The organism is Peribacillus sp. NPDC055009, assembly GCF_053608705.1.
Map to the genome: position 1 here is coordinate 77,351 of NZ_JBSGVZ010000008.1, position 12,803 is coordinate 90,153.

Annotated in this window: 10 protein-coding genes and 1 pseudogene; all 11 read right to left on the reverse strand. The window is 38.1% G+C overall.

Annotated elements, in window-relative coordinates:
• Nucleotides 1-12: 12 nt before the first annotated feature.
• The 11 genes and pseudogenes from ACWF5P_RS14035 to nirD all read right to left on the reverse strand — a co-directional run bounded on the left by ACWF5P_RS14035 (nucleotide 13) and on the right by nirD (nucleotide 12,788).
• Complete coding sequence (locus ACWF5P_RS14035) at nucleotides 13-1,020, reverse strand: TAXI family TRAP transporter solute-binding subunit (RefSeq protein WP_260357689.1); 1,008 nt, start codon at nucleotides 1,018-1,020, stop codon at nucleotides 13-15.
• Between the two features lie 162 nt (nucleotides 1,021-1,182).
• On the reverse strand, nucleotides 1,183-2,559 hold the full coding sequence (locus ACWF5P_RS14040; protein WP_434166951.1) for a sigma 54-interacting transcriptional regulator: 1,377 nt from the start codon (nucleotides 2,557-2,559) through the stop codon (nucleotides 1,183-1,185).
• Nucleotides 2,560-2,583: 24 nt separating this feature from the next.
• A complete protein-coding gene (locus tag ACWF5P_RS14045) occupies nucleotides 2,584-4,527 on the reverse strand; it encodes a transporter substrate-binding domain-containing protein (protein WP_434166952.1) in 1,944 nt (647 codons plus the stop codon).
• 785 nt (nucleotides 4,528-5,312) lie between these two features.
• A complete protein-coding gene (locus tag ACWF5P_RS14050; RefSeq protein WP_427574229.1) occupies nucleotides 5,313-5,906 on the reverse strand; it encodes a YdeI/OmpD-associated family protein in 594 nt (197 codons plus the stop codon).
• 81 nt (nucleotides 5,907-5,987) lie between these two features.
• Nucleotides 5,988-6,380, reverse strand: coding sequence for an SRPBCC family protein (locus ACWF5P_RS14055; protein WP_230176014.1), 393 nt, complete (start codon nucleotides 6,378-6,380; stop codon nucleotides 5,988-5,990).
• A pseudogene (locus ACWF5P_RS14060) lies at nucleotides 6,381-6,707 on the reverse strand (ArsR/SmtB family transcription factor); the annotation flags it as partial.
• Nucleotides 6,708-7,460: 753 nt separating this feature from the next.
• On the reverse strand, nucleotides 7,461-7,913 hold the full coding sequence (locus tag ACWF5P_RS14065) for a hypothetical protein (RefSeq protein ID WP_434166953.1): 453 nt from the start codon (nucleotides 7,911-7,913) through the stop codon (nucleotides 7,461-7,463).
• Nucleotides 7,914-8,636: 723 nt separating this feature from the next.
• Nucleotides 8,637-8,957, reverse strand: coding sequence for a hypothetical protein (locus ACWF5P_RS14070; protein ID WP_063593579.1), 321 nt, complete (start codon nucleotides 8,955-8,957; stop codon nucleotides 8,637-8,639).
• Between the two features lie 355 nt (nucleotides 8,958-9,312).
• Entirely contained in the window at nucleotides 9,313-9,738 is a 426-nt protein-coding gene (locus ACWF5P_RS14075) for an OsmC family protein (protein WP_101222189.1), read from the reverse strand.
• 668 nt (nucleotides 9,739-10,406) lie between these two features.
• Nucleotides 10,407-12,023: a family 14 glycosylhydrolase gene (locus ACWF5P_RS14080; protein ID WP_434166954.1), complete on the reverse strand. Its 1,617-nt coding sequence runs from the start codon at nucleotides 12,021-12,023 to the stop codon at nucleotides 10,407-10,409.
• 447 nt (nucleotides 12,024-12,470) lie between these two features.
• The gene (gene nirD, locus ACWF5P_RS14085) at nucleotides 12,471-12,788 is read right to left on the reverse strand and encodes a nitrite reductase small subunit NirD (RefSeq protein ID WP_101222192.1); all 318 of its coding nucleotides are present in this window, start codon (nucleotides 12,786-12,788) and stop codon (nucleotides 12,471-12,473) included.
• Between the last annotated feature and the right edge of the window lie 15 nt (nucleotides 12,789-12,803).

The following is a 12,803-nucleotide window of genomic DNA, read 5'->3' on the forward strand; positions in this document are numbered from 1 at the left end:
GCCTCCCGTTTTTCATTGATTTTCAATAATTCCTTGTTCGGTAAAATAATTCATGGCTCCTGGATGAAAATCGAGTGGAACTTGTTTGGTTGCTTCCTCTATTGAAATATCAGAAGCAGCCGGATGTGTATGCTGCAGTTCAGGCAGATGTTCATATAATGTTTTCACAAGATTGTATGCATGAGGGTCAGACATTTCCTTGTAGGTTACCAAGACGTTTTTAATTGAAATAGTTTGGACATTTTTCTTCATTCCCCTGTATGTATCTCTAGGAATTTCATCATGAGTATAAACTCCATATTGTTTCTGAAGACGTTCAATGATGTCTCCTGGTATTGGAATGAAAGATAGCTCCATTTGTTTGGATATGAAAGCGATTTCATTATTCGGAATTCCCGAAGAAAAGAAAGCCGCATCAATGGTACCATTTCGTAATGCTTCTGCGGATTGTGAAAAAGAAAGATAAGATAAATTCAATTGATCAGTCGGTAAATCAGATTCTAACAATACCCGCTCTGCAATAAGTCTTGTACCGCTTCCTGCCGTTCCCACACTAATGCGTTTACCAACTAAATCTTCTAAGGAATCCATATCATTTTGTTTAGCAGTAACAATTTGAACATAATTGGAATATAGGGCCGTTAAAGCTCTTAACTTGGATTTATCCGTCTCTGGCAAATCCAGTACATCCACTGTGGTAAAACCAATTTCTGCCCGATGGCGGCTAACCAATTCAGTATTTTCGATGGAAGCATCGGTTACCTGGGTTCCTGACACAGCTCCATTATATTTTTCATACATATTTGATAATCTTTGTCCTAATGAAAAATAAACACCTGTCATATCTCCAGTCCCAATGATTAGCATCCTATTATTTAAATCCTGTCCTTCAGAAGTTAGTTGACTCTGAATCAAGGTAGAAGCAGGTTTAGAAATTTCCTGCTGCTCATTCATAAAAGAACATCCTGTCATGAAACAAAATAACAAAGCGACTTTTATAAAGAGTGCTCCATTCTTCATCTTGGCCCTCCTTTCTTAATGAATTTAGATGCAAATATCATGCCAAGTCGATTTTCTGCTTTAATACGCAAATCCTGCCGATTTTTTGGGTATTACTCAAGTATAAACCGGCAATTTTTTCCGGTTACACAGAAAAAAATGCCGGTTAACACGATAATCCTGTTATTCTCCTTTTGAAATGAGCTTGATTTTATCACGAAGGCTTCTTTCGGAAATTTTTAAGATTTGAGCTGTTTTTTGTCGATGGTTTTTACAATATTGAAGAGTGGCCGTTATGACCTTTTCTTCTATCTCTTTCATGGAAATGCCAATGGGAATCCTAAAACTGTTAAAATCGTCGTCATTGCCATCCGGCTGGAGAATGAACTTCTGTTCTTGTACATATTGGGGCAAATCGGTTTCTTCCATTCTTTTCGAGTTTGATAGGGCCACAGCATATTCTATAATGTTACCAAGCTCACGGACATTCCCAGGGTAATGATAATCCAGTAAAATTCGACGTGCGGTTGCCGAGAATGTCTTTTCTTCACGATTCATATCCTTAGCGTGCTTTTTTAAAAAATAATCCATAAGGATCGGTAAATCTTCTTTTCTATCTCTTAAAGGCGGCATCGAGATGGGAATGACATTTAGCCTGAAATACAAATCCTCCCTAAATTCCCCTTCCATCACCATTTGCTCCAGGTTTTTATTGGCTGCACTTATAATCCGGACATCCAATGAGATTTTTGTATTGGATCCCAGTGGCGTCACTTCCCGTTCCTGCAATACCCTTAATAATTTAGCTTGAAGAGGAAGGGGCATTTCACTAATCTCATCCAGAAAAAGGATGCCTCCATTAGCAGCAACGAATTTCCCTTCCTTCCTCTGAGTTGCACCGGAAAATGCTCCCTTCTCGTAACCGAATAATTCAGATTCCAGCAGCATCTCAGGAATTGCTGCACAATTGACAATCTGCATGGGATTGTTTTTCCTTCTTCCCAGCGTATGGATGTTACGGGCTACAAGCTCCTTACCAGTACCACTCTCACCCGTGATAAGAACACTGGAATCAATATCTTTCACTCTTTCTATCATTGAGAAAATACGCTGCATCGCCTTGCTGTTACCAAGGAAGTTACCAAATCTCTTTTGAATCTCTAATTCTTCATGCAATGTCTCCAATTGATTGGAAATCTGTTTGAATTCGGCTGCCCTCATCAAGAGCAAAGAAAGCTCTTCTATATTAATTGGCTTTTCAATATAGTAGTAGGCTCCTTTTTTTATAGCCTCGATGGAAGTTTCAATGGATGAATAGGCAGTCATCATGATGACTGTCACGTTAGGTGCTATTTGTTTGGTTTTCTGTAGGACATCAAGTCCACTTTTATTCCCTATTCTCAAATCAAGTAACACAATATCAAAGTGCTGATTCTCGATCTTTCGAAGACCCTCATCGGGGTCAGTAGTTGTTACGACTTGATAGGAATCTTCCAATGCAAAGCTAAGAGCGGTGCAAATAGCAGGTTCATCGTCAATCACCAATACATGCATTTTCATATTACTCCTCCTCTTTCCAGGCTTCTATTCGATATATAAAGGTAGTAAAATGGTGAATTTCGTTCCTGAATTAGGATAACTCTTCACATGGATATCTCCGTTATTCTCTTTAATTAGCCTATACGATAACGTAAGTCCCAAACCGACTCCCTTTTCTTTATTTGTGAAAAAAGGTTCGAAAATATGGTTCAGTTCCTCCTGTTTCATCCCTTTTCCTGTATCGGATATGGTAATCCGCCCTGTCTTTTCGTTCTCTTTATCAATGGTGATATTAATGGTCTTTTCCTTTGTTTCTTCAACGGCATGAATCGAATTCAACACCAAGTTAAGAAGTACTTGTTGAATTTGTTGTAAATCTATATAAAAAATAAGGTCCTCCTCAATCGTCTGCTCGAAATTTATTTGGTTTTTTTCCATTGTCACCTTATGAAAAGCAAGTAATGATATAAGTTCATGAGCGTGACAATTGGTGATATTTGGAGGGCGCGGACGTGCATATTCAATTAAATCGGTAACAATCGCATTCAAACGATTAACTTCTGTAGGCAAGTGTTCCATTAGAACTTGTCGGAATTGAGGATTATCATATTTACTCGGAAGTAAATCAATGAATGTTTTTATCGATGTCAAAGGATTCCTTATTTCATGTGCGACGCCTGCAACGAGTTGACCAAGAGCGTGCAGCTTTTCTTGTGTGACCAATTTTTTCTCCAATGTTTTCTTTTCCGTCTCATCACTCATGGAAAGCAAATATCCGGTTTGTATATCTTCAGAATTGAACATCTTATGCATCGAATATGAAATCATCTTCTGTTCATTTTCCTCATTAAGTACCAAGATCCGAAAAGAACCCGTGCGATTATTCTCCCTTTGTTCTTGATGTAAAGCTTCGAAATTCTTCATTAATTGTGAATGATTCATAAGATTCAGAATCATTTCCTTGGAAATGTTGAGAATGTCCGATGCCTTTGCATTGCAGCTGGTAATCACGAAATCGAGATTGAATGTGATGATTCCATTATTGATATTGTTTAAGATTTGATCTTTGAATGCTTCAGCGTTAGCGATGTTTTGCCTTTGTTTCTCTAAATCCTTATTTAATAAATGTAATTTTAACGTCTGGTTATGAACGGATTTTTTTAGCTTTTGATTCCATATGTAAATGAATAGTAGGATAAGGGCTACTGCAGTTAAGCTGATAATCAACCAGAATATGAATTGCTCCAGCCTAGCAATTTTTTGATTGGATTGTGGCATGACCCATTTATCAATTATCCCATTGATATTCCGGTTTGCTTTAAGTTCTGTCAGTGTATTATCCATCATGAAAAGAAGCGATTGATTCCCTTTTTTTACTGCAATCGTATAATCCGCCGGTTCAATGACTTCATCAAGAATGATGTAATTCTTTTCTTGGCGGAATTTTTTTAAATAGAAATCAGCAGTCCATTTGTTTCCGATGAATACATCTGCACGGTTGTTCAATAATGTTAAAATACCCGAGTATTGATTCGAAACGGTCGTTAAATTTGTATTCCTCATATTGAGAAAAGTACTGATTACTGGAGTGTTATGGTCAAGGACAACATGTGAATCACGTAGATCCGTTAACGTATGAATTTCCTGTTTCCTTTTACTAGGAATGATTATTGATTGGGACATTGTAAAATAGGATTGAGTGAAATCAAGTCGGTAATCTTTTTCGGTATTATAGGTACTTCCAACAATGGCATCAATTGTTCCGTTACTCAAGGCTTTTTCGGCTTCTTCCATCCTCATCGGAATATATTTGAAATCTACGCCATTATATTTTGCTATTTCCTCCATTAAATCAATATTGATGCCTGTCAGCTCACCAGCTTCATTTTCAAATGAAAATGGAGGAAGAGCACTTTCTCCAGCAATTATAAAAGTCTTTTGTTCAGCAAAAACAGCGGGAGACCAAAGCGTTTGAACATAGACTATCATGCAAAATATACTTAGTTTAAACAGCTGCTTTTTAATTAAGAGCCCTCCTTCTGTGTCTAAATCCTTGCAGTCAGTGTTTCTCGGCTAAAACACCATGATAATATACTTCTCCAATAAGGGCTTGAACCCTTTAAAATGCAAAGAATTCTTGACACAATCTAACAATTTCCTACAAAAAGTTGTGTTATTCTGTCTTAACAAATAAATTTAACCCCAGCAACCTTTGCTGGGGTTTAGGTTAGAGATAGACTTCTTATTTTAAATTAGAAGAAGAGCCAGTTTGCTTTTTTTAAAAATCCAGTTGATTTCAGAATTTCGCTCCCTTTCCGCCGCCTGTCTGCCAAGCCTCCTCGAAGCAAGCGTCTGTTTAGACTCTGCTAGCCAGTTATTCGGGCAGGAGTGTCGCATATTTCTTCAATCTAATGGGGGTTTCATTCTAAAAAAATGAAGGATAAACATGTCTTTCTTTAAAATCATGGTTGGCATTGAGACACTTCGGAACATATAGATACATTGGCATTTTTATGTTAAAGTAATTTCAATTTCAAGGCTTATTAACATTTGCCGTAACGCTCCAAGAAGATAAGCTGAGTGGGCAGTGGTCGCATTTTCATTTGTCAGCCATTTTCCTAAATCGAAATTTCAAAAAAAGCCCAATTTCCCAGTATTAAATTGAGAAATTGGGCTTTTTTGTTACTCGATAAAAGAACCCTATAATGGAATAACACATTATTTTCATTACTTAGTTTCTTTAAGGATCATTACTTTTTTTCTTATCGAATATACTAATCCTTTAATCCCTTTCCATTGAGAATATTCTGCATACATTTTTCAACTCTTGACTCTCGAGTTTTAGATTGTTTCGGTTGAGAAAAATGAAGAATGTATGCTCTTTGCCGTCCCGGGGTCAATGCTTCAAAAGCCGTTTTCAAGGCAGGGATTTCATCGAATTTGTTTTGAAGCTCATCAGGAATTATGAATTCTTCGTTCTTTTTAAAATTCACTTCCAAACCGGCTTTTTCAACTTCAATGGCCTCATGAATATAGGCTTTCAGAATGGTTTCCGTTGCAACTATTTCTTGAAGATTGGTGAACCGAATCTGGCGCGCCCCCTGTACATTCTCCGTTTGTTGGATTAGAATCCCATGGGTATCCTTTAACAAGGCACCTTTGTGAAACAGAAGCGCACAATATTCTTTAAATCCATGTATTAAAACGATGTTTTTTTTCTCAAACGTGTAACAAGGATGCATCCACTTAAATTCTTCGGTCAGCCCACAGTCAAGAACGATATTTCTCAGCGTCTCATATTCTTCCTTCCACTTTTTAGCTTTACCTAAAAATTCATCAACCTTAGGATTCATTCTACTATTTGACATCACGGAACACTCCTCTTTCCGAGCAGTTTGCTTTTCTTATGCGTTAGCTAAAAACTAAAAAACAGGTTCAGAGATTTGATCTTACATTTCCTCTAACAATTTATTAAGATCTTCGCCCATTTTCGCCCAACCATATTTCGCACCATTGAACGCTTGATCTTCTTTTTCGAATCCTGATTGTTCAAGATGTAAATAGGTTGTTCCATCCTCGTGCTTTAATGTCCATGTGACTGTAGTGTTTATCCCGCTACCTACCCAAGTGTAAGATAATCTATAAGGCTCCTCAACTTCAAGAACTTCGGAATCGATAACTAAATTCCACTGTTCATTCCGGAACTGAAATTTATGTCCGACGACAGGTTTAATATCATTAGCCATTACCCACTTCGCAAGAGTATTTGCATCCGTTAAGGCGAGCCATACCTTCTCGATTGGGCTCTTAAAATTAAAATCTTGTGATACTGTTAAATTCATCTTTTGTTCCTCCTCTAATATTTGGTTTAAAAGCAGCATTCTTTCACTCCAGAATTTCCTGTAAAACGATACCCAATCCTCAATTTCCCTCAACGGGGCAGCATTCAGCCGATAACGCGTTTCCCTGCCGATCTTTCTGCTGATTACGAGACCAGCCTCTTTAAGGATTGTCAAATGCTTTGAAACCGCAGTACGGCCCATTTCAAAATGTATAGTCAACTCATTGAGTGGCAATTCTTCCACGTCCGCCAACAAACGTAGCAATTTACGTCTTGTTGGGTCAGCGATGGCTGCATAAATATCACGCTCTTGATTTTTCTCGTTCAAAATCACCCCCCCTTTTAATTGGACACCGATTGGTGTCTTTTATTATATGACACCAATCGGTGTCCTGTCAATTTTAGTATTGACACATGGTATTTGTTTTATTCTCCTATCATCAAGTATATAGGTTCCTTATTTTCTAGTTGTTCAAAAGATTAAGCTTCAACCTTATTAGATCCTTTTACAACTAAATTTCCCTGTTTGATACAGTACATTTGTTAAGAAACTAACACTTATACATAAATAACCAATTGTTAGCCGCTTTTTTTGCAAAAGATCAGAATCGAAAACGGGCATCCTAAAAAACTTCGTAAGCTTGGAAGTAAGCAGCGATATATCCTCATTGATAAGCAAAGTGGAAAGAATTTAACCGGCCTCAATATCAGGCAATGCTCTTAATCATTCGCGAGGGCGGAGGTTTATTATTCCTTGATTCACTAGACAAATTGGGCAGAGATTATGATCGTATCATTCGAGAAAGGAAGTATATCCCCCGATATTCGAAAGCAGATATGAGACACATTTGATAGGAGGAAATCCAGAGGGTGAGGGTGATACGGGGGAATTAATGGTGGACAAATTTTAAATTCTGCTTTCATATTGATTGGATCGGGTGTGCGAGACTCCTGCGGGAAAAGCGTGTTCAAGGAGACCCCGTAGGCGCAAGAGCGCCGAGGGGGCTCCCGGACCGCCCGCGGAAAGCGAGTGCCTGAAGAGGAAATCAATTACAAACCCTCGATATAATAAATTATTTGTCTATTTCAAGACTTTTAACATTTGACGTAATGCTCCAAGATGATAAGCTGAGTGGGCAATGGTCGCATTTACATTTGTCAGCCATTTTCCTAAATCGATTGTATCGATTTCTTTGAAAAGAGTTACATATTCCTTATGTAATCCCTCCCTTATTTCCGCCCATTTCACCTCATCAACTTGAGCAATGGTCCAGCTTGCGTCCCAGTCTTTTTCAAAGTCTGTGCCACTAATCATTGTTCGGATTACCCATAAATAATACCGTGTGTGGTCTGAGTGAGCAGCAATGGTTGATCCATTTATGGAACGTGAAGCGTCTTCTGCGGTTAAACCATCAAGTGTCCCAAAAATCCCTGTATTCGGTCTTGAATCAGTATAATAGCTCCCATCATTTCCCGGTCCTTCAAACGTTTCTTTCAAAAGCATTTTTATCGAACTTTTCAACGTCTCGCTCATCTCAAATCCCCCCAATTAATTTAATCGACTTCATTACTTTATAATACACTAAGACAAATCTATAATCGTTTATATTTTGTTAAATTAATCCAAAATTCCAGAAATTTAAAGATTTACTCTAGGTATGGATTTTCCTTTTACTTTTAGTGCAGTTATGAACCTTAAATGGAATTTAACGCTGCTCTAAACGTGAAAAAAAAATAAAAAGGAACGGCCTTCAGTTTGTAGACAAAAGGACTTCGGAATTAATAAATTCAAAGAGAAGTCACTGGCAGCCTCAATTTTACGAACTAAATGGTTAGCTGGCATCAGTTGATATAAAGTAATCACTTCCAGTTGACTAGCTGAATGGAATAATGTTTAGAAAGCATCCTCATCACCTCAAGTATTAGTAATTCCATTTTTAACAATGAAGACTTTAGGCAAAATGGTTCTATCTAAAAGTTTAAAACAAAGTTGATTGGAGCGGGTGTGCGAGACTTCTGCGGGAAAAGCTAGTCCAGGGGAGATCCCGTAGGCGCAAAGGCGCCGAGAAGGCTCACGGACCGCCCGCGGAAAGCGAGTGCCTGGAGAGGAAATCAGCGTTCAAATTGTAAAAACCGTAAAAAAAACTGTCGACAAACTCGAATTTTATCGAGTTTGTCGACAGTTTGAAGGCCATTCCTTAAATAAAAAGGAACGGCCTAAAATATTTATCTGTCTGAAAATGCTAAGTCTAAAGTTTTAGTAGCTTTTCAATCGCTCCTCCAGGGACACAATTCTAAACTTTAACTCTTGATTCGAGTCTAAGCCCCCTATTACAATTTGATTATCTTCCGTAATGGTGACATATCTGAAGGTTTCTTCGCCGTGAATCTTTATTTTTGTCTCCAATGTCGTTTCCATTTTTGCAAAAACTTGATCTGTGTATGTAAGCGGAAGAAGATCATCTAATCCTTCTTCAGGGCTGCCGAGCCACTTAAACATGAAATCTTTCAATGAATATTGTTCAATCATCGATAAATGATTTTTAAAAATTAATTTGTCAATTGTTATCTCTTTCAACTTAACCACTCCTCAATAGTATCTAAAGTTTATATGGATAAACTCATAACATCAAGGGCATTCCAATGACAAACCATTACAATTTGATTACTTGCTGACTAAATAAACCCTTTTCTTCGAAAAATGGAGTTATGTTACCTTGAAAATAAATTGGAGAATGATTTTTTTTTAGAATACGACTAGGATTAACATGTAGAGGGATTATTTTCTGAGATTTGCACGTTTTGGTATGGATGATTATCCGTGAAACAAGGATGTTCATTTCAGTCGAAAACAGCCTCCATTTGCTTATGAAATGAAGGCTGTTTTTCTTATATGAAAAATGTATAAACTACTTTCAGTTAAAGCCATTAAATTATAATTCTTGTTTTCCTTTAACACCATTTATCGAATAGCTGATTTTAATGTTGGCATTTAATGAGTGATATACTGAACAGTACGTATTTTTGGATAATTGAATTGCACGGACCACTTTATCTTCAGGCAGATCACCCTCTAATAAATAGTGAATATGAAAATCGGTAAACCGTTTAGGATGATTTTCCGATCGTGCCCCTTCTATTTCTATTTGAAAGGCCTTTGTTTCAAATCGCATTTTTTTTAATATCATTACAATATCAATACCTGTGCACCCAGCAAGAGAATGTAAAAGTAACTCCGTGGGTCTGGCTCCGCTATTTTTTCCTCCTGCTTCTTCGGCAGCATCCATCTTAATTTCATGTCCCGACGGAGTTGTGCCAGAAAATGCCAGTTCCCCTGTCCATGTAATCATTGTCTTCATATATTTCAATTCCTCCCTTTCTTGTTGTTTTGTTCTGTTCTAAAAATAGTCCGTATTTCCATTTAACGTAAATGCATATCATTTTATTATTTAAAAATATTTCCCCAATGGGGTCAGTGCGTAAATATACAGTGCACTGGGCTTCTGGATTTCTTATACTCTAACTTTTGATGACTTTCCATACCTTATATTCTTCCCACAATACCTAATTAGTTAGTCATACTGTAAAATTTGAACATTGCCTTAAGGCACTCGCTTTCCATGGGTGGTCTTGCGCCCAGTGCGCCTCTGGACGCGCCCTTCCCGCAGGAGTCTCGAACACTGGTTCCAATCGACTTTGTATTAAATTTTAGATTGAAACACTCAAAAAAACATTCCAGGTGATTTAAGAAATCCGCTACCTTTCCGCTGACTGCCTGCCAAGCCTTCTCGACGCAAGCCTCTGTGGGGTCTCGGCTAGCCAGCTTTTCGGCAGGAGTGTCGCAAATTTCTTCAATCTATTCAGGGGTTCATCCATATATTTATGTGTAAAAACAAGATGGATAACTAAGTTTACCTATAGAACATGGTTGTGAGAGCTTTTCGAACCGCCATTTTTGGAAATAATGGTTTTAAAATTTCGATAGAAACAGTTTAAGCTTGCAAAATGAAAGACATCATTTCTTCAATTACCAAGCAGTTTTATAGTTTCCTTCTCCACTCAAAGGAGTTTTATAACTATTATTTTCCCCATCTTGCCATGTGATATTGCCATTTTCATCTTTTAGGACGAACTTGAATTCATAAAATCGATTTTCGGCTAATAGAAATGTTCCACTCCAGCTGCCTTCTGTGCTTTGAGTGAGTTTATATTCGTAATCCTCAGGATTCCATCTGCCTATTTCTCCTCTATCCCCAATTAAGTAAACTCCATGTGTGGCAGGTACATTTTCAACTGTGAATGTAACTGGAATGGACATGCCTTTCAATTTATCAGCCAACATCCTGAACTCATTTGTTGGATTTCCTTCATCGTCGAATAAATAGGACATCCTTAGCAAGGTAAATCCCTCAAAATCATGGTTAAAAACCATTTCTGCTATATTGTCAAAGCCCGCTTCATTGTTGATCAGCGGGAGTGCATTTTCCCCGTTTAATGAAATTCCTTTTTCGTTAGCCAAAGAAGCAATATGGGTCACCAACGTCTTAGGAGCGCTATATGAAGGCGCAGTATGTGCATCTTGATCTCCCATTTCCAAACAGGTGAACGTGAGGGCCATCTTCGATTTTTTAAATTGATTCAATAATTGGGAGTAGTTATAATACCCTGCACTATACTCTGCTGAATGCGGCAGTACTGGATCATTCATTTTCCAATGGACTCCTGAGATTTTAGCTCCAATTGGAACGCCAAAGACTTCATCAAAATGTTTATGGGCAAATTTAGAGATTTTTGCAAGATGCTTTTCGAGTGCACCTTGATACCACTGCATAAAGTCGTATCCAAATTGAGTGTCGATTGCTCCGCCCCTGGTGAAAAATTCATCCCCATTTCCTGGCGGCTGAACCTCTTTCCAGTTTTTATACGTTTTGCCCCAGGCAGCATTTAATTTTTTTATTGTTGAATATTTTTCTCTCATGTTAAGCCTGAAATCACGTTTCGCTCCTTCTGTATAAGCTTGGAGCTGTCCCCTTTCAGGATATTCCCAGCCATCAGCATTTTGATAGGAGGGGTATCTTAGTTCCCCAGCTGGCCCTGCACTTAAATATATTTTAGCTATTAAATCCTTCTTATCAGCAAAGTTCACTGCAAAGGATTTATACAATTCGTTGTACTGATCGGCTGTACCTTCCCACCAAGGAGCAAGTACTTCCTTATTCCAGAAACCACTTTCACTCTTGAATGCCATGTTTTCTAGAGTGTCTTTATTCCAGAGCCAACTCGGGATGGGATAGTTGCAATCGTCCCCCACATTACCGCCGCATTGATGTGTAGACAAAATGGGCACCCATTTTAAACCAGAAGCTTTTACGGTTTCAGCGTATTTTTTATAATAAGACCAATCAAACTGATTATCTTTTTTACTCTCGACTAATCCCCACCAAATATCTGTCGTTATTGCATATACTCCATTTTCCTTCAACTGGGTTAACTGTGCTTCAAATGCCTCCCAATCTGTTATTTCACCCAATGGGGCCATTACATAAAGCTTGTAATCTGGTTTTACTTCTGCTATTCCAGGTGTATTTGATAAAGGAACAAAATACAGCATAAAGGTAAAAACACCAACAGATAATTTGTTCATAAAAACGCCAACCTTCCCCTATAACTTTATTCATTCGTTCATCGAAATCGCTTACATTCATTCGTTTTAAAAAAGAAATCCCTATACTAGAAAGTATATTGCCTTTGGAAATATTTATCAATTGTTCTGCCAGGGAAATTTAGTTCAAAACACCGCAAAGAAAAAATGGATAGTCTAAGAGACTATCCAGCAGACTGTAGACAAACTCAATGAAAATCGAGTCTGTCTTTAGTTTTTTTATGGTTTGTGCAATGAATGTTGCCTCCAGGCACTCGCTTTCTGCGGGCGGTCCGGGAGCCTCCTCGGCGCCTTTGCGCGGGGTCTCCCCTGGACGTGCTTTTCCCGCAGGAGTCTCGAACACCCGATCCAATCAACTTGTTTTAACTTTTAGAAAGAACCCTTTTGTCTACAAGATGGATAGTCTAAGAGACTATCCATAGCAGCTGGTTATAAAACTATATAAACATTATCATCTTCTATTTCAACATTGAATGTCCTTACGCAACCATTATCAGGTTTTTGGACTTCTCCATTCTTGACACTGATTTTCCAGTCATGCATCGGGCAAAAGACGTGATCACCACTTACAATGCCTTCCACCAGAACCCCACCTTTATGTGGGCAACGATTTTCAATGGCCCGGAATTCACCATTTGCCAAATGAAAAAGAGCAATTTCATGAGAGCCTATGGTTACTGTTTTCCCCAGGTTTTTTGGCATCTCATTTACTGTTGAAACCTTTATCTTTTGAAGAGTTTTCCCCATTTAGGCTGCCCCCAT